10 protein-coding genes are annotated in these 26,661 nt (G+C 76.3%); 4 read left to right on the top strand and 6 right to left on the bottom strand.

Features of this window, described 5'->3' with window-relative positions; translation table 11 throughout:
- Positions 1-124 precede the first annotated feature (124 nt).
- From AB0I21_RS27970 to AB0I21_RS27985, 4 genes are read left to right on the top strand one after another with little or no spacing between them, the layout of a single operon-like run.
- Complete coding sequence (locus AB0I21_RS27970; RefSeq protein WP_360565520.1) at positions 125-8,077, top strand: amino acid adenylation domain-containing protein; 7,953 nt, start codon at positions 125-127, stop codon at positions 8,075-8,077.
- Positions 8,074-8,829, top strand: a complete 756-nt coding sequence (locus AB0I21_RS27975) for an alpha/beta fold hydrolase (protein ID WP_360565521.1) — start codon at positions 8,074-8,076, stop codon at positions 8,827-8,829. Before AB0I21_RS27970 ends, AB0I21_RS27975 begins: the two co-directional genes overlap by 4 nt.
- Positions 8,830-8,868: 39 nt before the next feature.
- The gene (locus AB0I21_RS27980) at positions 8,869-9,078 is read left to right on the top strand and encodes an MbtH family NRPS accessory protein (protein ID WP_344506573.1); all 210 of its coding nucleotides are present in this window, start codon (positions 8,869-8,871) and stop codon (positions 9,076-9,078) included.
- A gap of 43 nt (positions 9,079-9,121) precedes the next feature.
- A complete protein-coding gene (locus tag AB0I21_RS27985) occupies positions 9,122-18,835 on the top strand; it encodes a type I polyketide synthase (protein ID WP_360565524.1) in 9,714 nt (3,237 codons plus the stop codon).
- Positions 18,836-18,910: 75 nt separating this feature from the next.
- Here AB0I21_RS27985 and AB0I21_RS27990 read toward each other — a convergent pair whose 3' ends face one another.
- The 6 genes from AB0I21_RS27990 to AB0I21_RS28015 form a co-directional block, all read right to left on the bottom strand.
- Positions 18,911-19,678, bottom strand: coding sequence for a LuxR C-terminal-related transcriptional regulator (locus AB0I21_RS27990; RefSeq protein WP_344506688.1), 768 nt, complete (start codon positions 19,676-19,678; stop codon positions 18,911-18,913).
- A gap of 469 nt (positions 19,679-20,147) precedes the next feature.
- Positions 20,148-23,477 carry a LuxR C-terminal-related transcriptional regulator gene (locus tag AB0I21_RS27995; RefSeq protein WP_360565526.1) on the bottom strand — a complete coding sequence of 1,110 codons (3,330 nt, stop codon included), beginning with the start codon at positions 23,475-23,477 and terminating at the stop codon, positions 20,148-20,150.
- Entirely contained in the window at positions 23,471-25,882 is a 2,412-nt protein-coding gene (locus tag AB0I21_RS28000; protein WP_360565528.1) for a LuxR C-terminal-related transcriptional regulator, read from the bottom strand. The genes AB0I21_RS27995 and AB0I21_RS28000 overlap by 7 nt, the downstream gene beginning before the upstream one ends.
- A 122-nt stretch (positions 25,883-26,004) precedes the next feature.
- On the bottom strand, positions 26,005-26,163 hold the full coding sequence (locus tag AB0I21_RS28005; protein ID WP_360565529.1) for a hypothetical protein: 159 nt from the start codon (positions 26,161-26,163) through the stop codon (positions 26,005-26,007).
- Between the two features lie 112 nt (positions 26,164-26,275).
- The gene (locus AB0I21_RS28010; protein WP_360565531.1) at positions 26,276-26,419 is read right to left on the bottom strand and encodes a hypothetical protein; all 144 of its coding nucleotides are present in this window, start codon (positions 26,417-26,419) and stop codon (positions 26,276-26,278) included.
- Positions 26,416-26,559 carry a hypothetical protein gene (locus tag AB0I21_RS28015; protein WP_360565533.1) on the bottom strand — a complete coding sequence of 48 codons (144 nt, stop codon included), beginning with the start codon at positions 26,557-26,559 and terminating at the stop codon, positions 26,416-26,418. The genes AB0I21_RS28010 and AB0I21_RS28015 overlap by 4 nt, the downstream gene beginning before the upstream one ends.
- Positions 26,560-26,661: the final 102 nt, after the last annotated feature.

Here is a 26,661-nt window from a genome sequence, read left to right on the forward strand (position 1 = left end):
CCTCCGTCGCGGCGCGGGGCGCCGGCACGCCACGTCTGCAGACAGGCAACACGACGTGGACTAGGGAACTTGTTAATACCCACCGCCTACGGTCAGTCGCGGGCACCATCGAGACGGGGGACCTGTGCGGCCGACGGATGACGGGACGTTACGGACCGAGCTGGAAGCATCGGTCGAGCGGCTGCTGGACGTGCACGCGCGCGTCATGGCCCACGTGTACGCGCTGATCAGTGAGGCACCGGCCGAAGCCGCACCTGAGGCGGTGGCGGTGGCCGTACAGCAGCCGCCGCCGCTGAACGATGCGCCTTACCCCCTGTCGTCGACGCAGCGGGAGATCTGGTTCCTCGACCAGCTCGGCGACGCCTCGTCGCAGGCCTACAACGAGACCGTGCTGCTGGACCTCGCCGGGCCGCTCGACCCCGAGACGCTGCGCCGCGCGTTGGAGACGGTGGTGGCGCGGCACGACAGCCTCCGCACCGTGTTCGCCGCGGACGGGTCCTGGCAGCGGGTGCTGCCGCCCGCGCCGGTGGAGCTGCCCGTCGTGGACGCCGGCACCGGGCGCGCCGAGTGGCTCGACGGCCGGGTCCAGGAGACGTTCGACCTGACGCGCGGGCCGCTGCTGCGCGCCGCGCTGCTGCGCCTCGCGCCCGAGCACCATCAGCTGCACCTGCTCGTCCACCACAGCGTCGTGGACGGATGGTCGTTCGTGGTCGTCATCGACGAGCTGCTGCGCCTGTACGAGCAGCTGCGCACCGGCGTCTCCGCGGGACTGGTGCCCGCCCCGGCCTACCGCGACCACGTCGCGCGCCAGGCGGCCCGCCGTGACGGCCCGGCCGGGCAGGCGGCGGCGTCGTACTGGACCGAACGGTTCCGCGGGCCGCGGCCCGTGCTGCAGCTGCCGCTGGACCGGCCCCGGCCCGCCCGCGGTGCCGGCCGCGCGGCCCGCATCGACCTGCCCCTGGACCCGGCCGTCGCCGGCCTCGCCGCGACCCGGGCCCGCGAGCTGCGCACCACCCTGTTCACGGTGCTGTTCGCCGCGTACGCGCACCTGCTGCACCGGCTCACCGGCGACGACGACATCGTCGTGGGCATCCCGGTCGCCCATCGCGACCACCCCGGCGCGGACGTGCTCGTCGGGCACTGCAACACGGTGCTGCCGGTCCGGCTGGCCCGCGACGGCGCCGCCACGTTCGCCGAGCAGGTGCGGGCCGTCCAGCAGGCGCTCGTCGGCGCCTACGACCACCCCGACTTCAGCATCGATCTGCTCCGCGGCGAAGGCGCCGACCCCGCGCCGCTGCTGCGGACGTTCTTCAACCTCGACCGGGCCCGGGTCATGCCGCACCCGACCGGGCTGCGCGCCTCCGTCGTGACCCCGCCCGCGGCGGTCGCGAAGGTCGACCTGTTCGTCGACATGCTCGTCGTCGAGCGCGACCTCACCGTCGTCTTCGAGTACGACACCGCCCTGTTCGACGCGGTGACCGTGCGGGGCTTCGCGGCCATGTACGAGCACGTGCTGCGCGGCCTGACCGCCAACCCCGGCGACCGCGTCGACACCCTGGAGCTGACCCCGCCGGGGCAGCGCCGGGAACTGCTCGCCGCCGGGCGCGGGCCGCTGACGGCGCCGGTCGCCGCCCGCAACGTCCTGGAGCTGATCGAGCGGCAGGCGGCGGCGAGCCCGGACGCGACCGCGGTCGTGCACGGCGCCGAGCGACTGACCTATGTGGACCTCGACGCGCGCGCCGGGGCGCTCGCCGGGCGGCTGCGCCGCGAAGGCGTCGGGGCCGAGGACCGCGTCGGCGTGCTGCTGCCCCGCGGTGCCGACCTGGTCGTCGCGGTCCTCGGCGTGTGGAAGGCCGGGGCGGCGTTCGTCGCCCTCGACCCGGACCAGCCCGCCGCCCGCCGCGCCGCGGTCGCCGCCGACGCCGGGGTCCGCGTCGCGGTCACCACCGCCGCCCTGGCCGCGCAGTTCGACGGCACCAGCGTCCGCCTCGACGACCTCACCGCGGAGGACAGCCCCGCGAAGGCCCGCCGGCCGGAGGGTGCCCTCGCCTACGTCATCTACACGTCCGGGTCGACGGGCCGGCCCAAGGGCGTCATGGTCGCCGACGACGCGCTGCTGGGCGTGCAGCGCGGCTGGGACCAGGCGTACCGGCTGCCGGGCCGCGTCACCTCCGTGCTGCAGATGGCCAACTTCGGCTTCGACGTCTTCGTCGGCGACCTCACCCGCGCCCTGTGCAACGGCGCCCGGCTCGTGCTGTGCCCGCGCGACCTGCTGCTGCAGCCCGAGCCGCTGCTGGAGCTGCTGCGGCGGGAGGCCGTCGACTGCGCCGAGTTCGTGCCGCTCGTCGCCCGCCGCCTCGCCGAGCACGCCGCCGCGACCGGCGCGCGCCTGCCCGACCTGCGGCTGCTCATCGTCGGCTCCGACCTGGTGCACGCCGACGACCTCGTCAGGATGCGGGCGCTGCTCGGCCCGGGCGGGGAGGTCGTCAACTCCTACGGCCTGACCGAGGCCACGATCGACAGCACCTACCTCGTGCACGACCAAGCGGCGGACGGCGGCGCGCTGTGCCTCATCGGCGGGCCGTACCCCAACGCCGAGGCCTACGTGCTCGACGACGAGCTGCGGCCCGTCCCCGTCGGCGTGCCCGGCATGCTGTACGTCGGCGGCGGCCTCGCCCGCGGCTACGCCGGCCGCCCGGACCTGACCGCGGCGGCGTTCGTCCCGCACCCGTTCCCGTCGACGCCGGGCGCGCGGCTGTACCGCACCGGCGACCTGGCCCGCTACCGCCGCCGCGGCGACGGCCTCACCATCGAGTACCTCGGCCGCCGCGACCACCAGGTGAAGATCCGCGGCTACCGCATCGAGCTCGGCGAGGTGGAGGCGGCGCTGCGCGCGGTCACCGGCGCGACCGAGGTCGTCGTCCTGCCGCACCGGGGCGAGACCGACGGCGACGACCGGCTCATCGCCCACGTCGCCACCGGCGACCCGGACGCCGGCAGACAGCTCGCCGGCTGGCACGAGCAGCTCGGCGGGCGGCTGCCGCGGTACATGGTGCCCGACGGCTACGTGCTGCACGACGCGCTGCCGGCCAGCCGCAACGGCAAGGTCGACCGGGCCGCGCTGCTGGCCCGCGGCACCGACGGCGTCCAGGTCGCCCGGCGCGAGTACGTCGCCCCCCGCACCGACCTGGAGCAGCGGCTCGCCGGCGTGTGGTCCGACGTGTTCGGCCGCGAGCGGATCGGCGTCGAGGACGACTTCTTCGCCCTCGGCGGGCACTCGCTGCTGGCGACGCGGCTGGTCAGCCGGGTCCGCACCGCGCTGGGCCTGGAGCTGACGATCCGGGCGCTGTTCGAGACGCCGACGATCGCCGGCCTGGCCCGCGGCATCGGCGCGGCCCTCGGTGCCGCCCTCGACGCGGGCCGCGGCCGGGTGGTCGCCGGGGTCAGGCCCGCGCTGACCGCCGCGGCCGTCCGCCCGCCGGCCGTGCCGCTGTCGCCGGCGCAGCAGCGGCTGTGGTTCCTGCACGAGTTCGAGGGGCCCGCCGCGACGTACAACATCCCCCTCGCGCTGCGGCTCACCGGCCCCCTGGACCGCGACGCGCTGCGGGCCGCGTTCCACGACGTCGCCGCCCGGCACGAGACGCTGCGCACGACGGTGCGCACCGTCGACGGCACCGCCGTGCAGCAGGTCGCGCCCGCCGCCGCGGTCCGCGTCCCGTTCCTGACCTCGTCGGTGCACCCCGCCGACCTGCCGGCCGCGGTCGCCGCCGCCGCGGACGGGCCGTTCGACCTCACCGCCGAGCTGCCGCTGCGGGTGCACCTGTTCGCGCTCGGCGCCGGCGAGCACGTCGTCGTCGCGGTGCTGCACCACATCGCCGCCGACGCGTGGTCGATGGCGCCGCTGGCCCGCGACCTCACCGCCGCCTACGCCGCCCGCCGCGACGGTGCGGCGCCACGGTGGGAGCCGCTGCCGGTCCAGTACGCCGACTACACCCTCTGGCAGCAGCGGCTGCTCGGCGCCGAGACCGACCCCGACAGCGTCCTGAGCCGGCAGGTCGCGCACTGGCGGACCGTCCTGGCCGGCGCGCCGGCCGCCCTCGACATCCCCGGCACTGTGAGCGAGGGCGCGGGCGAGAGTGCGGGTGCGGGCGTGGGCTTCGCCGTCGACGCCGCGCTGCACGCCGGCCTGGCCCGGCTGGCCCGGGACGCGCGGGGCAGCGTCTTCATGGTCGTGCAGGCGGCCCTCGCCGCATTGCTCACCCGGCTCGGCGCCGGCACCGACATCCCGATCGGCAGCCCCGTCGCCGGCCGCCTCGACGAGGCCCTCGACGACCTCGTCGGCTTCTTCGTCAACACCCTCGTCCTGCGCACCGACACCTCCGGCGACCCGACCTTCCGGGAGCTGCTGGACCGGGTCCGCGACACCGACCTCGCCGCGTTCGCCCACCAGGACGTGCCGTTCGAGCACCTAGTCCTCGCCCTGAACCCGCCCCGCGTCGACGGCCGGCACCCGTTCTTCCAGGTGATGCTCGTCGCCGACGGCACCGAGCAGGTGCACGCCGAGCTGCCCGGCCTGCGGGTCACCGAGGAGCCCCTGGCGGCGGCGACCGCGAAGTTCGACCTGGTCCTCGTGCTGCGCGAGCGGCACGGCCCCGGCGGGCGCTGCGACGGCATCCGGGCCGAGCTGCGCTACCGCACCGACCGCTTCGACCACGCCGACGCCACCCGGCTCACCACCCGCCTGCTGCGGGTCCTGGCCGCGGCCGCCGCCGACCCGGACACGCGCTGCGCCGACCTGGACGTCATGGACGACGCCGAACGGGACCTGGTGCTGCACCGCTGGACCGGCACGGCACCGCCGTCGTCACCGGAGCCCGCGACACCGGAGCCCGCGACGCTGCCCGCGCTCGTCGAGGCGCAGGTCCGGCGGACCCCGGACGCGGTGGCGCTGGACGGTGCCGAGGGCACGGTCACCTACGCCGAGCTGGACGCCCGGGCCGGCGCGCTCGCGGCCAGGCTCCGCGCGGCCGGTGCGGGCCGGGACGGGCGGGTCGCCCTGGCGCTGCCCCGCGGCGCCGGTCTCGTCGCCGCCGCGCTCGCCGCCGGCAAGGCCGGGGCCGGGTTCGTGCCCGTCGACCTCGACGCCCCGGCGGCCCGCATCGAGCGGCTGCTGCGGGACGCCCGCCCCGCCGTCGTGGTCACCGACGCGGCGCACCGCGACCTGCTGCCGGACGTGCCGGTCCTGCTCGTCGACGGCGCCGACGACCCGCCCGCGCCCGCGGCCCTCATGGAGGCCCTGGTGGAGGCGCTGCCCGGCGACGAGGCGTACGTGCTGTACACCTCCGGCTCCACCGGCCGCCCGAAGGGCGTCGTCGTGCCGCACGCGGCCGTCGTCAACACCCTGCGCTGGTACGTCGCCGCCGCCCCCGTCACCCCGTCGGACCGGGTGCTGTTCAAGACCCCGCTCACCTTCGACCCGGCGCTGCTGGAGCTGTTCGGCACCCTCGCCGCCGGCGCCACCATCGTCCTGGCCGACCCCGACGGGCACCGCGACCCCGACTACCTCGTCCGCGCGATCGAGCGGTTCGCGGTGACGTCGGCGAAGTTCGTGCCGACCACGCTGCGGCAGTTCCTCGACGTCGTCGGCGCCGGCAGGTGTACGACCTTGCGCCGCGTCCTCTGCGGCGGCGAGGCGCTCTCCGCCGAGCTCGCCGGCAGGTGCCTGGACCTGCTCGACGTCGAGCTGCTCAACCTGTACGGGCCGACGGAGACGGCGATCGAGGCCACCGCCTGGCGGACCCGCCGCGGTGAGCTGCCGCGCCACGTCCCGATCGGCCGTCCGATCCGTGGCGCCCGCGCCTACGTCCTCGACGAGCGGCTCCGCCCGGTCCCGCCGGGCGCGACCGGCGAGCTGTACCTCGGCGGTGCCGGGCTCGCCCACGGCTACCTGGACCGGCCCGGCCTGACCGCCGCCGCGTTCGTCCCCGACCCGTTCGGGCCGCCCGGCGGGCGGCTGTACCGCACCGGCGACCTCGTCCGCTGGACCGGCGACGGCGAGCTGCTGTTCGTGCGCCGCGCCGACGCCCAGGTGAAGCTGCGCGGGGTGCGGATCGAGCCCGGCGAGGTCGCCGCGGTGCTGCGGGAGCTGCCCGGCGTCCTCGACGCGGCGGTCCTCGTGCGGCCGGTCGACGGCGAACCCGCGCTCGTCGGCTACGCCGCCCACGGCGCCGCCCCGGCCCCCCAGGCCGCCGGGCTGCTCAAGCGGCTGCGGGCGGTCCTGCCGGCGGTCATGGTGCCGGCGTTCCTCGTCCTCATGCCCGCGCTGCCGGAGCTGACCAGCGGCAAGACCGACGAACGGGCCCTCGCCGAGCTGCCGGTGCGGCCCGTCGCCGCGACCTACGTGGCGCCGCGCACCGCCGCCGAAGCCGCGATGCTGCGGGTCTGGGAGGAGGTCCTGGACCGGCCCGGGATCGGCGTCGACGACGACTTCTTCGCCCTCGGCGGCCACTCGATGCTGGCCACCCGCCTCGTTGCCCGTCTCCGCGCCGACCTCGGGGTGGAGGTGCCGGTCCGGGCGGTGTTCGAGGCGCCGACCCCGGCCGGGCTCGCCGCCTTCGTCGACGGCGCGACCGGCAGCACCCGCCCGCCGCTGGTGCCGGCGCCGCGCCCCGATGCCGTGCCGCTGTCCTTCGCCCAGCAGCGGCTGTGGTTCCTGTACCGGCTGACCGGCCCCAGCGCCACCTACAACGTGCCGCTGACGATCCACCTGACCGGCGCCCTCGACACCGCGGCGCTCGCCGGGGCGCTGCGCGACGTCGTCGCCCGGCACGAGAGCCTGCGGACCACGGTCGTCGAGATCGACGGCGTCGCCGCCCAGCGGATCGTGCCGGCGGCGGACGCCGGCGTCGAGCTGACCGTCGTCGACGGCGCCCGGGACCTCGACGACGCCCTCGCCACCACCTTCCGCCTGGAGCAGGACCTGCCGCTGCGCGCGTGGCTGCTGACGGCCGCCCCGGACGAGCACGTGCTGCGCCTGGTGCTGCACCACATCGCCTGCGACGGCTGGTCGATGGTGCCGCTCGCCACCGACCTCGCTCGCGCCTACGCCGCCAGGGTCGCCGGCGACCCGGTCCGGTGGGAGCCGCTGCCGGCCCAGTACGCCGACTACACGCTGTGGCAGCAGCGGCTGCTCGGCAACCCGCGCGACACCCGCAGCCTGCTGTCCCGGCAGACCGCGTACTGGCGGCGCGCACTGGCGAAGGCCCCGGCGGAGCTGGCGCTGCCGTTCGACCGGCCCCGGCCCGCCGTGCCGACGTCCGCCGGCCGCGGGGTCCGCTTCACCGTCCCCGCCGAGGTCCACGACGGCATGGCGGCGCTCGCCCGCGGCCACCGGGCCAGCGTCTTCATGGTCGCCCAGGCGGCCCTCGCGGCGCTGCTCACCGGCGCCGGCGCCGGCACCGACATCCCGCTCGGCACCCCCGCCGCCGGGCGGACCGACCCGGCCCTCGACGACCTCGTCGGCATCTTCGTCAACACCGTCGTGCTGCGCACCGACACCTCCGGCGACCCGTCCTTCACCGACCTGCTGGCCCGGGTCCGCGACGCCGACCTCGACGCCTACGCCCACCAGGACGTGCCCTTCGACCACCTGGTGCGGGCGCTGAACCCGGCCAGGTCCGGCGCCCGGCACCCGCTGTTCCAGGTGATGATCGTCGCCGACGACACCGGCCGCGGCGCGCTGGAGCTGCCGGACCTGCGGATGCGGATCGAGCCGGCCCCGTCGACGACGGCGAAGTTCGACCTCAACCTGATGCTGCGCGAGCGGCTCGGCCCCGGCGGCGCCTGCCTCGGCGTCGACGGGCTGCTCGAATACAGCGTCGACCTGTTCGACGACGCGACCGTCGCCCGGCTCGCCGAGCGGTACACGGCGCTGCTCGCCGAGGTCGTCGCCGACCCGGGCACCCGCTGCTGCCGCCCGTTCGATGTCCACGACGCCACAGTCCCAAGTTCCCGCTCCAGCTCCAGCTCCAGCTCCAGCTCCAGCTCCAGCTCCAGCGAAGACGGTGACCGCCGGTGAGTGACCTCATGCCCAACCCCTGGCTGCCGAACCGGCGGCGGGCGAGCGACACCGTGCTGCGGGTGTTCTGCTTCCCGCACGCCGGCGGCGCCGCGTCCGCGTTCCGGACATGGCAGCAGCACCTGCCGTACGGCCTCGAGGTGTGCCCGGTCCAGCTGCCCGGCCGCGAGTCCCGCTTCGGCGAGCCGCTGCCGACCGGCGTCGTCGACCTCGTCCCCGACCTCGCCGAGGCGCTGCTGCCCGCCCTGGACGTGCCGTTCGCGCTGCTGGGCAACAGCATGGGCGCGCTCGTCGCCTACGAGCTGGCCCGGCACCTGCGCCGCGACCACCTGCCGTCGCCGACCCGCCTGGTGGTGGCCGGGGCGAAACCGCCGGGTGGCGCCGCCCGCATGCCGGCGCTCAGCCACCTGCCGGACCTCGAGTTCGGCCGGGCGATGCAGGCCCGGCACGGCGGCATCCCCGCCGAGGTGCTCGACGACCCGCAGATCGCCGAGATCTACCTGCCGGTGCTGCGGGCCGACATGGCGATGGTCGAAGGGTACGTCCCCGAACCCGGCCCGCCGCTCACCTGCCCCGTCAGCGCGTACGTCGGCGCCGGCGACACCGTCAGCAGCGCCGAGGACGTCGACGGCTGGGCCGCGGTGACCACCGGCCGGTTCGACCGCCGGATCCTGCCCGGGGACCACTTCGCCGTCCTCGGCCACGCGGAGCTCGTCCTCGGCCGGCTCGCCGACGAGCTCGCCCTGCGCTGACATTCCTGTTGCAACGCTCGCCTTCGAAGGGACAGTGGCATGACCGACGACGAGACCCGCCGCTACACCGTGGTGGTCAACGACGAGGAGCAGTACTCGATCTGGGCCGAGGGCCGCGACATCCCCGCCGGCTGGAAGGACGCCGGCTTCACCGGTGCCCGGGACGAGTGCCTCGCCCACGTCAACGAGGTCTGGACCGACATGCGTCCGCTGAGCCTGCGCCGCGCGATGGAACACCAGAGCGCCTGAGCGCTCCTCCACCAGACCCCCTCTTGCGAAGGCGGTGCCGCTCATGGCGCTCGACGACCAGCCGTCCCTGCTCGCCCGGCTGCTCGCCGCGGGCGACGCCGACCGGGACCGGATACTTCTCGACGTGGTCCGGTCCGCGGTCGTGGCCGCCACCGGCAAGCCCGGGCCGGTGGACGCCGGGCTCGCGTTCCGCCAGCTCGGCGTGTACCGGGCGATCGGCACCCGGCTGCGGGAGGAGCTGGCGGTCGCGACCGGCGTCCGCATCCCGGCGACCCTGCTGTTCGACTACCCGACCCCGGCCGCCGTCGCCGGTTTCCTCCGCGACTCGCTGCTGGGCCCGACCTCCGAGGAACAGGTGACGTTCGCGCGGGCCGCCTCCGACGGCGCCGACGACCCGGTCGTGATCGTCGGCATGAGCTGCCGGTACGCGGGCGGCGTCGACACACCCGAAGCCCTCTGGCGGCTCGTCGCGGCCGGCTCCGACGCCGTCGGCACGTTCCCCACCGACCGTGGCTGGCGGACCGACCTCTACGACCCGGACCCCGACGCGGTCGGGAAGTGCTGCACCCGGCACGGGTCGTTCCTGCACGGCGCCGCCGAGTTCGACCCCGCGTTCTTCGGCATCAGCCCCCGCGAGGCCCTCGGCATGGACCCGCAGCAGCGGCTGCTGCTCGAGGTCGCCTGGGAGGCCCTCGAATCCGCGCGCATCGACCCGCTGTCGGTGGCCGGCCGGCCCGGCGGTGTCTACGTCGGCGTGCCCTACACCCACTACGGCCCGGCGCTGCACCGCCCCGCCGACGGCATGCACGGCTACCTGCTGACCGGCAGCCTCACCAGCGTCGCGTCCGGCCGCGTCGCCTACACCCTCGGGCTGGAGGGGCAGGCCGTCACCGTCGACACCGCCTGCTCGTCGTCGCTCGTCGCGCTGCACCTGGCGACGCGGGCGCTGCGCGGCGGCGAGTGCGAGCTCGCGCTCGTCGGCGGGGTCACCGTCATGTCGACGCCGGGCGTGCTGATGGAGTTCAGCCGCAAGCGCGGCCTCTCGCCCGACGGGCGCTGCAAGGCGTTCTCCGACGACGCCGACGGCACCGGCTGGGGTGAGGGCGCCGGCATGCTCGTGCTGGAGCGGCTGTCCACCGCCCGGGCCCGCGGCCACCGGGTCCTCGCCGTCGTGCGCGGCTCCGCGCTCAACCAGGACGGCGCGTCCAACGGCCTCACCGCCCCGAACGGCCCGTCGCAGCAGCGGGTGATCCGCGCCGCGCTCGCCGACGCCGGGCTGTCACCGTCCGATGTGGACGCGGTGGAGGCGCACGGCACCGGCACCGCCCTCGGCGACCCGATCGAGGCGCAGGCGATCCTCGCCACCTACGGCCGGGACCGCGGCGACGGCGACCCGCTCTGGCTGGGCTCGCTGAAGTCGAACGTCGGGCACACCCAGGCGGCCGCCGGCGTCGGCGGCGTCATCAAGATGGTCCTCGCCATGCACCACGGCGTGCTGCCGAAGACCCTCCACGTGTCGGCGCCCTCCACCCACGTCGACTGGTCCGAGGGCCGGGTCGAGCTGCTGCGCGACGCGGTCGCGTGGCCGGAGACCGGCCGGCCGCGCCGCGCCGCCGTGTCGTCGTTCGGGGTCTCCGGCACCAACGCGCACGTGATCCTGGAGGCACCGCAGGACGCCGACGACCCCGCCGAGCCCACGTCAGGGCCGGTGCCGATCGTGGTGTCCGGGCGCGGGGACGCGGCGCTGCGGGCCCAGGCCGGCCGCCTCGCCGGCTTCCTCGACGCCGACCCCGCGCCCGACCTCGGCGCCGTCGGCTGGTCCCTCGCCAGCACCCGCGCCGCCCTGCCGCACCGGGCGGTCGTCGTCGGTGCCGACCACGACGACGTCCGCGAGCAGCTGCTGCGGATCGCCGGCGGCGCAGTGCCCGGCGCGGTCGCCCGGCCCGGCGGCAAGGTCGCGTTCGTGTTCCCCGGCCAGGGCTCGCAGTGGGCCGGCATGGCCGTGCGGCTCCTCGACACCGACCCGGGCTTCGCGGCGTCGATCGCCCATTGTGAAGCGGCGTTCGCGCCGTTCGTGGACTGGTCGCTGACCGCCGTCCTGCGCGGCGAACCGGACGCGCCCCCGCTGAGCCGGGTCGACGTGGTCCAGCCGGTGCTGTTCGCGGTGATGGTGTCCCTCGCCGGGATGTGGCGGGCCGCCGGCGTCGAACCCGACGTCGTCGTCGGGCACTCGCAGGGCGAGATCGCCGCCGCGTACGTCGCCGGGATCCTCTCGCTCGACGACGCCGCCCGCGTCGTGGTGCTGCGCAGCCAGGCGCTGTCCGCCCTCGCGGGGAAGGGCGGCATGCTGTCGGTGGCGCTGCCCGCCGCCGACGTCGCCCAGCGGATCGAGCCGTGGGCGGGCCGGCTCGGCGTCGCCGCCGTCAACGGCACCACCTCCGCGGTGGTGTCCGGGGAGCCCGACGCGCTCGACGAGTTCACCGCGGTGTGTGCTGCGGCGGGTGTACGGACGCGGCGCGTCGACGTCGACTACGCCTCCCACGGTGTGCAGGTGGAGGCGATCCGGGACCGGCTGCTGGAGCTGCTCGCCCCGGTCGCCCCAGGTCCCGCCACCGTTCCTTTGCGCTCGACCGTCGGCGCCGACCTCGACGGTGTCACCGTCGGCGGCGCGGACTACTGGTACCGCAACCTGCGGCACACCGTCGAGTTCGCCGCCGCCGTCCGCGACCTCGCCGACGCGGGCGTGACCACGTTCGTCGAGGTCAGCGCCCACCCGGTGCTCACCGTCGGGATCCAGGAGACCCTCGAAGGCCACACCGGGGACGCGTTCGTCACCGGCACCCTGCGCCGCGACGACGGCGGCCGGGACAGGTTCCTCGCCTCGCTCGGCGCCGCCTGGGCGCACGGCGCGGCCGTCGACTGGACCGGCGTCTTCGGCCCCGGCCGGCGGACCGTCGCCCTGCCCACGTACGCGTTCCAGCGGCAGCGGTACTGGCTCGACGCGCCGCTGCTGGAGGACACGGACACGGCGGCCGGGGCGGCCGGGACCGTCGACGCCGAGTTCTGGGAAGCCGTCGAACGTTCGGACGCGGCCGAGTTGGCCGGGGTCCTCGCCACCGACGCCGGCGCGGTCGGCGCCGTGCTGCCCGCGCTGCGCACCTGGCACGAGCGGCGGGCCGTCCGTGGCCTGGTCGACGGCTGGCGGTACAAGATCCGCTGGGAAGCGCTGCCCGAGCCGTCCGCGGTCACCCTCACCGGCACGTGGCTGGTGGTGCACCCCGAGGCGGAGCCGGCCGCTCCGGTCGAGGCCGCGCTGACCGCCCACGGCGCGACCGTGCGCACCCTCGCCGCCGGCCTCGCGAACCTCCCCGACGCGCTGCGTGACGCACTGGCGGAGCCCGTCGACGGGGTGCTGTCGCTGCTCGGTACCGACGAATCGACGCCCGCCGGGAACCTGCTGCTCCTGCAGGCCCTCGCCGGCCTCGGCACCGCCGCGCCGCTGTGGTGCGCGACCCGTGGCGCGGTGGCCGTGGACGGCGAGCGGCTCGCCGCACCCGCGCAGGCGCAGACGTGGGGCCTCGGCCGGGTCGCGGCCCTGGAGTTCCCGCGGACCTGGGGCGGCCTCGTCGACCTGCCGGCGGCGCTGGACGCCCGCGCGGCGGCCAGGCTGTGCGCGGTGCTCGCCGGGCTCGGTGGGCTCGGTGGTGAGGACCAGGTCGCGGTGCGCGCCACCGGCGTCTTCGGGCGGCGCCTCGTCCACGCCGGCACCGGCACGACCGCACCCACCCGCGCGTGGCGGCCGACCGGGACCGTCCTCGTCACCGGCGGCACCGGCGCCCTCGGCGGGCACGTGGCCCGGTGGCTCGCCGCCGGCGGCGCCCCTCGGCTCGTGCTCACCAGCCGGCGCGGCGCCGACGCACCCGGCGCGGCCGACCTCGTCGCCGAGCTCGCCGCCGCGGGCACCGAGGCGAGGGTCGTCGCGTGCGACGTCGCCGACCGGGACGCCGTCGCCGCGCTCGTCGCCGACTGCGCCGGGCGGGGCGAGCCGATCACCACCGTCATGCACACCGCCGGCGTCGCCGACCTGGCCGCGCTGCCGGACCTGACCGCCGACGGGATGGCGTCGGTCGCCGCCGGGAAGGTCGCCGGGGCGCTGCACCTCGACGCCCTGCTGGACCGGGCCGCCCTCGACGCCGTCGTGTACTTCTCCTCGATCGCGGCGGTCTGGGGCGTCGGCGACCACGGCGCGTACGCGGCCGCGAACGCCCACCTCGACGCCCTCGCCGAGCAGCAGCGCGCCGACGGCGTCGCCGCCCACTCGATCGCGTGGGGCCCGTGGGCCGGCGGCGGCATGATCGCCGACTCCCTCGCCGACACGCTGCGCCGCCGTGGCGTGCCGCTGATCGACCCCGAGCCGGCGATGCACGCCCTGCAGCAGGTCCTCGACCACGACGACACCACGGTCGCCGTCGCCGACGTCGACTGGGAGCGCTTCGCCGCCGTCTTCGGCAGCGCCCGGCCCAGCCCGCTCATCGGCGCGCTGCCGGAGATCCGCCGCCTAGCGGACGCGGCCCCGTCACCGGCCGCGACGGGTGGCGGTGGCACGCTCGCCCGCGACCTCGCCGGAGCGGGCGGCACCGAACGGGACCGGGTCCTGCTCGACCTGGTCCGCGGTCAGGTCGCCCGGGTCCTCGGGCACGCGTCCGCGGCCACCGTCGAGAGCTCCCGGGCGTTCATGGAGCTCGGCTTCGACTCGCTGTCGGCGGTCGAGCTGCGCAACGCGCTCAACGCCGCGACCGGGCTGCGGCTGCCGGCGACCGCCGTGTTCGACCACCCCACGCCCGCGCACCTGGCCCGGTTCCTGCGCGCGTCGCTGTTCGGCGAGGCCCAGGACGCGCCGGCCGCCGCGCCGGTCACGGCCGCCGACCGCGACGACCCGGTCGTCATCGTCGGCATCGGCTGCCGGTACCCGGGCGGTGTACGGAGCCCGGAGGACCTGTGGCGGGTCGTCGCCGGCGAGGTCGACGCCGTCGGGGCGATGCCGACGGACCGCGGCTGGGACCTCGCCGCCCTCTACGACCCCGATCCCGACCAGGCCGGCACCACGTACGTGCGGGACGGCGGCTTTCTCTACGACGCCGCCGACTTCGACCCCGAGGCGTTCGGGATCAGCCCCCGCGAGGCGGTCGCCATGGACCCGCAGCAGCGGCTGCTGCTCGAGGTCGCCTGGGACGCCACCGAACACGCCCGGATCGCCCCGACGTCGCTGCGCGACAGCCGGACCGGCGTGTTCGTCGGCATGGCCGACCAGGCGTACGGCTCCCGGCTGCAGGCCGGCGCTTCCGGCCCATCGGGCCTCGAGGGGTACCTCGTCACCGGCGGCGCGTCGAGCGTCGCGTCGGGACGGATCAGCTACGTGCTGGGGCTGGAGGGACCGGCGGTCACCGTCGACACCGCGTGCTCGTCGTCGCTGGTCGCCCTGCACCTGGCGGTGGAGTCGCTGCGCCGCGGCGAGTGCGACCTGGCCCTCGCCGGCGCCGCGATGGTGATGTCGACCCCGGCCCAGTTCGTCGGCTTCAGCCGCCAGCGCGGCCTCGCCCGCGACGGGCGGTGCAAGGCGTTCGGGGCCGGCGCCGACGGGTTCGGCCTCGCCGAGGGCGCCGGCATGGTGGTGCTGGAGCGGCTCTCCGACGCCCGGGCCAACGGCCACCGGATCCTCGCCGTCGTGCGCGGGACCGCGGTGAACCAGGACGGCGCCTCCAACGGCCTCACCGCCCCCAACGGGCCGTCGCAGCAGCGGGTGATCCGCACCGCCCTCGCCGCCGCGGGACTCGCCTCGACCGAGGTCGACGCGGTCGAGGGCCACGGCACCGGCACCCTGCTCGGCGACCCGATCGAGGCGCAGGCGCTGCTGGCCACGTACGGTGCCGGGCGCGACCCGGCGGACCCGCTGTGGCTGGGCTCGCTGAAGTCCAACGTCGGGCACACGCAGACCGCGGCCGGGATCGGCGGCGTGATCAAGATGGTGCTGGCGATGGAGCACGGCCTGCTGCCCCGGACCCTGCACGCCGACGAGCCGTCGCCGCACGTCGACTGGTCGTCCGGCACCGTTCGACTGCTGGACCGGGCCCGCCCGTGGCCGGCGGGCGGGCGGCCGCGCCGCGCCGGGGTGTCGTCGTTCGGCATCAGCGGCACCAACGCCCACGTGATCGTGGAGGAGCCGCCGCCCACCGACGACTCGCCTGCACTTGCGGAGGCACCCAGCGCTGGGCTGGTGCCGATCGTGGTCTCGGCGCACGGGGCGAAGGCACTCGCCGCGCAGGCGGACCGGCTGCTGGAGTCGATCGGCGGGGCGCACCACGGTACCGACGCCGCCGACGCCAATGGTGTGGCACTGGCCGACGTCGGCTGGTCGCTGCTGACCACGCGGGCCGCTTTGCCGCACCGTGCCGTCGTCCTCGGCTCGGACCGCGCCGAGGTGGCCGGCGGGCTCGCCGCGCTCGCGGGCGGCGCCGACACGGTCGTGCAGGGCGTCGCCGACGTCGACGGGCGGGTCGTGTTCGTCTTCCCCGGCCAGGGCGCCCAGTGGGCCGGCATGGGCGCCGCGCTGCTGGACGCCGCGCCGGTGTTCGCCGAGTCGGTGCGGGCGTGCGAGGAGGCCCTGGCGCCGTTCGTCGACTGGTCGCTGACCGCGGTCCTGCGGGGCGAGGACGGCGCGCCCGGCCTGGACCGGGTCGACGTCGTGCAGCCCGCGTCGTGGGCGGTGATGGTGTCCCTGGCCGCGCTGTGGCGTTCGTACGGCGTCCGCCCCGACGCCGTCGTCGGGCACTCGCAGGGCGAGATCGCCGCGGCCTGCGTCGCCGGGATGCTCAGCCTGCCCGACGCCGCCCGGGTCGTCGCCGAGCGCAGCAAGGCGATCGTCGCGCTCGCCGGCGGGGGAGCGATGGCGTCGGTCGCGCTGCCCGTCGCCGTCGTGCGGGACCGCATCGCCGCCTGCCCGGGCCGCCTGAGCGTCGCCGTCGTGAACGGGCCCACGGCGGTCGTGGTCGCCGGGGACGTCGACGCAGTGCACCGGTTCGTGGCCGATTGTGCCGCCGACGGGGTGCGGGCGAAGCTCGTCGAGGTCGACTACGCGTCGCACTCCGAGCAGGTCGAGTCGATCGAGGCGGTGCTGCGGGAGGCGCTCGCGCCGGTCCGCGGGGTGCCCGGCTCGGTGCCGATGCTGTCGACCGCGACGGGGGAGTGGCTCGCGGGTCCCCAGCTGGACGCCGGCTACTGGTACCGCAACCTGCGCGAGACGGTCCACTTCGCCGACAGCGTGCAGCGGCTCGTCGAGGACGGCTTCCGGGTGTTCGTGGAGTGCAGCCCGCACCCGGTGCTGACCGTGCCGATCCAGGAGATCGCAGACGCGGCCACCGACAGCGCCTACGTGGTGGCCGGTTCGCTGCGCCGCGGCGACGGCGGGCCGGACCGCTTCGCGCGCTCCGTCGCGGAGCTGTTCGTGCGTGGCTGCGCGGTGGACTTCACGCCGCTGCTCGGCGCCGGCCGCGCCGTCGTGGACCTGCCGACGTACGCGTTCCAGCGGCGCCGGTTCTGGCTCGACGCGCCGCCCGCGGGCACCGCCGTGGCCGCTCCCGCCGACGACTGGTTCTGGGACGCGGTCCGGCGCGGCGACGTGACCGGGCTGGCCGGCGCGACGTCGGCCGACCCGGCGGCGCTCGCCGCGGTCCTGCCGGCGCTGCGGACCTGGCACGACGAGTCGCGGGTGCGGGCCGCCGTCGACGAGCTGCGCTACGCGGTGCGGTGGGACGCGCTCGCCGCGCCGGCGGAGGCCCGGCTCACCGGCCGCTGGCTGGTCGTGGCCGCCGGCGACGAGTCGGCCGGGGGCGCCCTCGACGGTCCCGCGGACGTGGTGCTCGCCGCGATCGCCGCCCACGGTGCCCAGGCCCAGCTGCTGCGGCTGCCGGCGGGCGAGGCGGACCGGGACAGGATCGCCGAGCGGCTCCGTGCCGTGGCGGACGGCCCGGTCGACGGGGTGCTGTCGCTGCTGGCCTGGGACGAGACGCCGCACCGCACGGTGCCGGAGCTGCCCTCGGGGCTGGCCGGCAACGTCGGGCTCGTGCAGGCGCTGCACGACACCGGCGTCGGCGCGAAGCTGTGGTGCGCGACCGGCGGGGCGGTCTCCGTCGGCGCCGGCGACGTGCTGCACCGCCCGGCGCAGGCGCACGTGTGGGGCATGGGCATCGTCGCCGGGCTCGACGACCCGGACGGCTGGGGCGGCCTCGTCGACCTGCCGTCCACGGTGGACGCCGCCGCGGCCGCGCGGCTGTGCGCCGTGCTGGCCGGGATCGGCGACGAGGACCAGGTCGCGATCCGCCCCGGCGGCGTCTTCGGCCGCCGGCTGGTCCGGGCGCCGCTCGCCGCCGACGGCCCGCGCCGCCCGTGGCGTCCACATGGGACGGTGCTGGTCACCGGCGGCACCGGGGCGCTCGGCGGGCACGTGGCGCGCTGGCTCGCCGGCGCCGGCGCGACCCGCCTGGTGCTGACCAGCCGGCGCGGGATGGCGGCGCCCGGCGCCGCGGACCTCGTCGCGGAGCTCGCCGCCCTCGGCGCCGAGGCGACCGTGGTGGCCTGCGACGTCGGCGACCGTGAGGAGGTGCGCCGGCTGCTGGCGGACCTGCCGGCGGGCGCGCCGCTCACCGCGGTCGTGCACGCGGCCGGGGTGCCCGGCGACGAGCGGCCCCTGACCGGGACCGGCCTGGCGGACATGGCCGCGGTACTGCGCGGCAAGGCGGCGGGCGCGATGCACCTCGACGCGCTGCTGGCCGCCGTGCCGCTCGACGCGTTCGTCGTGTTCTCCTCCGGCGCCGGCGTCTGGGGCAACCTCGGCCAGGCGGCGTACGCGGCGGGCAACGCCTACCTCGAGGCGCTCGCCCGGCACCGGCGGCACCGCGGCCAGGCCGCGACCTGCGTCGCGTGGGGCGCCTGGGCGGCGGGCGGCATGGTCGACGCGAGCGAGTCCGCCCGGCTCGCCGGACACGGGATCCTCGGCATGGACCCGCGGCACGCGGTCGCGGCGCTGCGGGACGCGGTCGAGCACGGCGAGGCCGCGGTGGTCGTGGCCCGGGTCGACTGGCCCCGGTTCGCGGACCTGTACTCGATGGCGAGGCACCGCCCGCTGCTGGACGAGCTGCACATCGGTGGGTCTCCGGCGTCCCCGGACGCGGCTCCGGCCGGGGACGAGCCCGGGTCGCAGCGGCCCGAGCCGGCACGGCGGCTGCTCGGCCTGACCGCCGACGAGCGGCAGCGGGAGCTGGTGCACCTGGTCCGCAGCCACGCCGCCGGCACCTTGGGCCACGCGACCCCGGACGCGGTCGCCGCGTCGCGGCCGTTCCGCGAGCTCGGCTTCGACTCGCTGACCGCCGTCGACCTGCGCAACAAGCTCACCGCCCTGACGGGGCTGCGGCTGCCGGTGACGGTGGTGTTCGACCACCCGACGCCGGCCGCGCTCGCCCGGCACCTCGACGCGGCGCTCGTCCCGGACACCGGCGACGGCCCGCTGGCGGCGCTGGACGCGCTCGCGGCGGCGCTGCCCGACGGTGACGTCGACCCGGAGACCCGGCGGCAGGTCGCGGACCGGCTGCGGAGCCTGTTGCGCCGCTGGGACGACGGGGCGGCCGAGGCGGCGGAGGGCCTGGACGAGGCCGACGACGAGGAGATGTTCGACCTGATCGACCGGGAGCTCGGCCTGACCTGACGCGTGGCGGGTGCACAGAACGGTGGCCGGGACATCGTCCCGGCCACCGTTCGTCTGCCTGGTGGTGCGCCCCGCTCAGCGGCGCACGTACTCGTTGAGCACCTTGGGCGGCCACGAACCGACGCCGAAGAGGCCCATGGAGTAGGCCTTCGACACCAATGCCGCCCGGTTCGGCACCTTGAACTGCCGCAGCATGTTGCTGACGTGGTACTCGATGCCCTGACGGCTCAGATACAGCTTTGCGGCCAGTTGTACGGTAGGGACACCGGTGGCCACTCCCTCGAGAATCTTGGCATTGATTTCTGTCAAGATCTTGTTGGGGCTGATGAGCACCCGCCGATCGTCCTCCCCCTTGTCGGGAGCGACCAGCACGACGATTGTCTTCAGCTGGCCGGCGTCGCCCTGCACCGCCATTCCGGTGAGTGATCCGGTGAAGGCGGTGCGGGTCGCCCAAATGGCGGCGAGATGCTCGACGAATCGTCCGCTGCGACCGGTGAGAAGTCGGTCGAACTGTCGGCGCATGTGCTGCCGCACACTCGGGTGCAGCAGCTCGGAGAAGTCGAATCCGTGCAGGTCGAAGCGCGGCTGGCCGCAGTGCTCCAGTAATGCTGCGTTTGTCTGCTGGATGCGCAGTTGTGGATTGAGGACGGCGAGGCCGACCCCGGTCCGTTCGACAATGGACAGAAACAGCTCGCCGTATTCGCTCGCGCCGACGAGCGCCGGATGGGGCTGCGGAAATGGACAGCACTGTTCCGACGATGTTTCACTCCTGTTTTGCCTGCGGAGCGGGTCGGTCCGAGTTGCGTCTTGAACGTCTGCCTTCAAGTTACCGACCAGAAGCATCGACACGTCTCCCAAATGCTCCAAATTTGAACTCGCATCGGGAGCCTTGCACGGCTTTCCGCGAGCGTCAACGCGAGCAAATCGGGCAGCAAAGACTGTGGTAGGCGTGCGCCTAGTTCGGTGTGGTGGACCGTAGTCGGCGGCGCGGCGTGGCCGGACGGGGACGCAGGGTGGCCAAGGTTTCCGTATGGGTGCCGGCGGTGGTCCATCCATGCAGGTCAACATGTGTCCGGACGGCCGGCGGACGGCCCCGGGAGCCGGATCTGGGCACCGAGCGCAACGGAATCCTGACCGAAGTCCGGTTCGGGCCGAGTTGTGACCGTCGGGTAGGTCGTACAGGCGGACATCGATCTTGCGAAAAATTTGAGCATTGACTTGAGAGTTCGCGGCCGCGAAGGCGTATCGATGAATGCTTTGAGTGGTGCGACTATTACCCGCGGTGATCTTCCGTTGTTTGGAGGCGAATGAGCTATTCGGCGGGTGGATCGGACATTTTACCCGCTACCCGGTTGAGAACCGCCTTTAGTGCGGATCTATTGGTGACCCCCAGTTTTCGGTAACAGTTGGTCAGGTGCTTCTCCACGGCCCGCTGGGAGATGCCCAGCCGCGTGGCGATGGCGTGGTTCGTCAGCCCGGCCGTGACCAGGTCCGTGACGGTCCGCTCGCCCGGGGTGAACGAGCTGATCCCGGGCACCAGCTGCTCGTGGTGCGCCTCGAGCGCCGTGGTGGCCGGCTCCATCAGCCAGGAGAGTCCGGCCGCGACCGCCAGCTGCCCGCCGCGGCGCAGATCCTCGCCGGCGCCCCTGCGCCCCGACGCGAGCAGCCGGGTGCCCCGGGCCAGCAGCGCGCGGGCCAGCTCCAGCTCGTTGGCGGAGTGCTCCAGCACGTCCACGGCGTCGTCGAGCAGGCGCAGCGACTGCCGGCCGTGGCTGAGCTCGCCCCAGACCCGCAGCGTGCGGCCGGTCGCCGCCGGCGCGCCCCAGGCGGCCGCCAGCCGGTGCTCCTCCGCGATGCACTCGACCGCCTCCTCGGCCCGCCCGAGCCGGTCCAGCAGCGGCGCGATCATCGTGCCGGTCGGGAAGAGCGCCCGGTTGCGCCAGCCGTGGGTGGCGAGCTGCTGCTGACACTCGGTCAACGCGACGAGCGCGGCCTGCGGTTCGCTGTTGTACAGCATCGCGCCGTAGAGCAGGTTGCGCACCATCGGCAGCATGCCCGTCTCGGCGGTCGCCCGCTCCGGACGCCACAACGCCGCGGTCCGCTGCCGCAGCCGGTCGTCCGGCACCGCGGCGGCGACCGCGAAGAGCATCGCGGCACCGACCGCGTCGTCACCGAGACCCTCCGGCAGCACGGCGAGCGCGTTCGCGGCGCTGGCCGCCGCCGCGCCGGGCTGCCCGGTGTGCAGCTGCTGAAACGCCAGCTGGGCGTGGACCTGCGCCGCGACCCGGCGGCACGGCGCGGCGTCGGAGACCCGGCTCGCCTCCGCCAGCCACGGCCGCAGCGCCGGCACCCGCTCGACGGCGACGGCGCCGGCGACGAGGAGCGGCGCGATCGAGGCGAGCGTGTCGTGGTCGACCGGCAACGCCTCGAACAGCAGCTGGGCGAGCGGCGCCAGCTCCTGCGCGGACAGCTCCGCCGACATGGTCGCGCAGAACAGCAGCACCGCCGCGAGCTCCCGCTCGGCCGGGGTGCGCGGCCGCATCATCCCGCCGCGCAGCCGGGCCGTCGCGGCGGCGAGCACGGCCGGGTCCTGCCAGCCCGCCAGCCACCGCCGCGCCTCCAGCCGCTGCGCCAGCGCCTCGACACCCGCCGGCCGCGCCGCCACCCGCGCCGGCGCGTCACGTCCGGGACCGGTGGTCGCGGGCTCTCCCTGTTGCTGTGGGTGGCTGGTGTACTGCGGGTGTCCGGCGGACTGTGCCGACTCCGTCGGCTCCCGGGGCCTCTGGGGCTTCGAGGGCTTCGAGGGCTTCGAGGGCTCGACGGGCCGCTCGACGGCCCGCCCGGTCGGCGCGGTCGGCGCGGTCGGCGCGGTCGGCCCGGTCGGCGCGGTCGGCGGCGGGGTGGCGGGGGGTTCGGGGGGTTGGGGGCTGAGGTGCCGCATGACGCCGTCGATGGCCTCGCCGGCGGCCTCCGCGCCGGACAGCAGCGCCATCGGCGGGATGCGGGCCAGCGCGGTGGCACGGGCGTCGTCATCGGGCAGCGCCGGGAGGGCCTGCAGCACGCGGCGCACCAGCGTCGACGGGTTGCCGCACCGCTCGGCGAGGGCGAGTTCGACGAGGACTCCGGCCCGTTCGGCACCGTCCGGCGGCAGCCCGCGCAGCGCCAGCCGCAGGTACCGCACCGCGCTGGCCACGTCGTGACGGGCGAGGGCGGCGGCCGCGGCGTCGGACAGCACGCCCGCCGCGTACGGCTGCAGCACCACGGCCTGCTCCAGGTGCGCCGCGATCCGCTCGGCGGGTGCGCCCGCCCGGTACAGCGCCTCCGCCGCCTGCACGTGACCGACCGCGAACGACTCCGGGCAGATCGTGGTGCCGACGACGTGCCGCACGACCGCGTCGAGCAACGGCTGCGGCTCGGCCGAGCCGTGCAGGCCCATCGCCCGCAACGCCCGGGCGGCCGTGCGCGCGTCGATGTCGTCGAGACCGGCGAGCCGCCCGACGAGCCCGGGCTCCGCGTCGGCGCCGAGCAGCACGCCGTGCAGCAGGAACGCGCACTGCGCCGCGGGCAGCGCGGTGACCGCTGCCGCGACCCGCCGGCGCAGCGGCTCGTACTCGCGCCCGGTGACGTCCGGCGTCTCACCGCCGGCGGCCGCTTCCCACCCGGCCGGCGGTGTCGCCCCGGCTGGCGGTGTCGCCCCGGCTGGCGGTGTCCATCCGGCTGGTGGCGTCGCCCCGGTCGGTGGTGTCGCCCCGGCTGGTGGCGTCGTCCCGGTCGGTGGCGTTGATCCGGTCGGTGGCGTCCGCCCGGGCGGTGGTGCCCAGCCGGCGGGGTTTGCCGCCAGTGAGCGCACGAGCAGCGGGTTGCCGCCGGTGAGCCGGTGGAGGCGGGCCGCCGCAGCGCGGTCCACCCCGACGCCGTGATTGCCAGCGGCCCCGTGCTTGCCAGCGGCGCCGTCAGCGCCAGCGACGCCGTCAGCCCTGGCCGTGCCGTCAGGTCTGGCCGTGCCGTCAGTCCTGGCCGTGCCGTTGGCCCTGGCCGTGCCGTTGGCCCTGGCCGTGCCGTTGGCCCTGGCCATGTCGTTTGGGCCAGCGGTGCCGTTAGCGCCGGCCGTGCCGTTAGGGCTGGCCGCGTCAGCCATGCTGGCCAGGAGCCGCTCGACGCCGGCCGGGGACAGCGGGGCCGGTCGAAGCGTCCGGTCGGCGCGGGCCAGTGCGGCGCGGACCCCGGGCCGTTCGCCGGCCGCGTCGCCGTCCAGGACCGCGAGCACCGCGAGCACCGCCACGCCACCCGCCCGGCCGGCCTGACGGTCCAGCCGGGTGAGCCAGGCCAGGCTCGCGTCGTCGGCCCACTGCAGGTCGTCGATGGTGACCAGGAGCGTGCCGGTGCGCGCCGCGGCCGACCCGCGGATCTCCCGCCACAGCCGCGACGCCAGGCTGCGCGGCAGGTCCTGCTCGGCGCGGTTCGCCGCGGCCGCGACCACCGGGACCCCGCCTTCGGCGGCGAGGTCCGCCGCCCGTCGCAGCAGCGCCGACCTGCCCACACCCAGGCCGCCCGCGACGGCGAGGATGCCGCCCTGCCCGCCGCGGAGCCGGGTCACCGCCGCCCGGCAGAGCTCAACATCTTGATCCCGCTCGATCAGCACACCGGAGAGTGTTCCCCAGCCGCGCCACCTAGCACATCGGAAAGCTGCGATCTGCTGGTGATTCCGAGCCTGCGGTACGTGTTGCTCAGGTGCAGCTCGACCGTCCGCTTGGTGATGTCCAGGATCTCGGCGATGGCGGCGTTGGGCAGCCCGTTCGCGGCCAGCTCGGCGACCCTCAGCTGGGCCGCAGACAACGTCCCCGGGCCGCCGCCCGTCTCGGCCGGGGGCGGGCCGGCGTCGCGGTGCGCGGCGGCGCTCTTCCTGGCCGGGGCCGGTCCCTTGCCGCCGGCCCGGACGCTCCAGCCGTTGCCGGGCCCGATGCGGCCCGCGGCACGCAGGGCGGCGCCGGCGGCCGGGGAGCTGCGCCGCCGCGCCGCCGCGCGCTCCAGCGTCAGCAGCGTCTCGGCCGACCAGCTGCCGCGCATCGCGGCCCACAGCGCCACCACCGCCCGGTCGGCCCGGGTCGTCGCGTCGGCGTGCAGCAGCGACGCCCGCAGCTCGGTGAGCGCGACCGCGCCGGCCGCTCCCCACCGCTCTGCGGCCAGGCGCTCCGCCCGGAGCAGCGCCGCCGCCTCGGCATCGCGGCCGCGCCCGTGCTCCAGCATCGCGGCCTGGGAGCGCCACGGCAGCAGGGCCGGGTTACGGTACCCGGCGGCCAGGCACCGGCGGCCACACTCGTGCAGCATCCCCACGGCCGCGTCGACCTGACCGTCCGCGGCCTCCGCCAACGCCCGGGCGTAGAGCAGCTGCGCCCAGGCGATGCCGCGCTCGCAGCCCGGCGGCAGCGGCGCGTCGAGCACCGCACGGAGCTTCCGCCGCCGACCGGTCGCCAGCAGCTGCATGAGCTGCAACGCCCGCAGCCGGGGCAGGGTGCCGGCGTGCCAGGACTGCTCCGGCAGGCACTGGCGCAGGTCGTGCAGATCGCGTTCGGCGTCGTCGAGCCGGCCCGTGCGCAGCCACAGCTCGGCCCGGGCGGCGAGCGGCCAGGCGGCGGACGCAGCCCCCCGGGTCGCCTCGACAAGCCCGTTCAGCCGGTGCTCGGCCGTGGCGAAGTCCTCGGTGAGGGTCAGCGTGCGAGCCGCCGCCACCTGTACAGCGGCCGGCACCACGACCCCTGCCTCCGGGTCGAGCGCGGCGAGGGCGTGTCGGCGGGCCCGGTCCAGATCCTCGCCCGCCACCGCCTCCCGCCACGCCATGACGCCACGCCCGGCCGGGTCGGCGGCTTCGATGGTGGCGTCGCCCGGCGCGGGCACCCGGTCGCAGGTCAGCTCCGGCGGGATGCCGGCCCGGTCGGCCGCCAGCCAGTACAACGCCGCCAGCGCCGCCCGTTCCGCACCAGTCCCGGCGCCGGTGCCAGTCCGCGGTTGCGTTGGCAGTGCCGTGCCGGTCGCTGCATCGGCGCCGGCCCGCCGTGGTGGTGTCGCGGTGGGATCGGTGGCGGTCCGCTGTGGTGGTGGCGCGGTGGGATCGGTGGCTGTGCCGGTCGGAGACGGCGGCGCTGTGGCGGGACCGGTGGCAGAGCCGGTCCGCGACAGCGGTGCCGTGGCGGGACCGGTGACGGTCCGCGGTGGCGGTGGCGGTGCCGCGGCGGGACGGGCGATGGCGGTGCCGTCCCGAGGCGCCGGCGGCGTGGTGGGATCGGTGGCGGTGCCGGTCTGCGGTGGCGGTGTCGCGGGCGCTTGATGGTAGGCGGCGGCCAGCTCGCGCCGCGCGGCCTCGTCGTCGCCGCGGATCAGGAGCCGGTCGGCGGCCGCGATCCGGACCGCGGCCGCGCTGTCGGGTGCCGTCCGCAGCACCGTGCGGAACGTGCGGTCGGCGGCCTCCGGCGCGCAGCTCAGCTGCACGTCGCCGAGCGCCAGGAGAGTGGCCAGCCGCGCCTCGTCGCCGATCGGCTCGCACAGGGCCCGGCTGTACAGCGCCGCCGCCGCCTCCCAGCGACGTTCGGCGCGGGCGGACGCGGCGGCGGCCAGCAGCGCGTCCAGCGCCCAGCCTGGCCAGCCCGGCCCGGTCGCGGACAGCAGCCGACCCACGAGCACCGGCGGCAGGCCCTTGTCGTGGGCGGATTCGGCGGTGTGCCTGCGCAGCGCCGCCCGTTCGGTGCCGTCCATCGCGGCGAGCACCACCTCGGCGACGAGCGGATCGGCGGGGTCGAGCCCAGGACAGCCGGGCAGCCCGTGCGTGAGCCGGCCCGCGAGACGCTCCGGCACACCCGGCCCGAGCAGCGCCCGCACCCGCAGCCAGCGCAGCTGCGGGCCGGGCAGGTCCGCCAGCCGCTCGGCGACCCGGTCCCGCCGCACCTCCCGGCACGCGGCGTTGAGCGTGTCGAGGTCCGGGTGCGGCCCGCAGCGGCGCACGGCCGCCAGCAGCACCGCCGGGTCCCCGGCCGCCGCGGCAGCCACCAGCACCGCAGGGTCCCCAGCCGCGGCGGCAGCCAGGAGCGCCTCGGTGTGTGCGTCGACCCCCCGACCCGCGGCAGCAAGGGCGGATCGCCACCGCGTGGCGGTGGTCGCGGTGCGGGTCGGCGCGGTCACGACGCACCCCCGTCGTCGGCGATCAGCGCCGTGAGGTCGCCAGTCGCGGCGACGGCCAGGAGCGCTGTGGTGTGTGCGTCGATGCCCCGGCCTGGGGCGGCAAGGGCGGATCGCCACCGGGTGGCGGTGGTCGCGGTGCGCGCCGGTGCGGTCATGTCGCGCTTCCGGCTGCGGTGATCAGCGGCGCGGCGGCGGCCAGGAGCGGCTGGGTGTGCGCGGCGACGCCCAGGTCCGCGGCGGGTGTGGATCGCCACTGGGTGGCTGCGGTCATGACGCGGTCCCGGCGGTGGTGATCAGCGGCGCGGCGGCGGCCAGGAGCGGCTGGGTGTGTGCGGCGACGCCCAGGTCTGCGGCGGCGGGCGCGGATCGCCACCGGGTGGCGGTGGTCGCGGTGCGCGCCGGTGCGGTCATGTCGCGCTCCTGGCGGTGGTGATCAGCGGCGCGGCGGCGGCCAGGAGCGGCTGGGTGTGTGCGGCGACGCCCAGGTCTGCGGCGGCGGGCGCGGATCGCCACCGGGTGGCGGTGGTCGCGGTGCGCGCCGGTGCGGTCATGTCGGGCTCCTGGCGGTGGTGATCAGCGGCGCGGCGGCGGCCAGGAGCGGCTGGGTGTGTGCGGCGACGCCCAGGTCTGCGGCGGCGGGCGCGGATCGCCAC

The sequence above is a fragment of the Dactylosporangium sp. NPDC050588 genome, from assembly GCF_040654975.1.
Taxonomy (GTDB): Bacteria; Actinomycetota; Actinomycetes; order Mycobacteriales; family Micromonosporaceae; genus Dactylosporangium; species Dactylosporangium maewongense.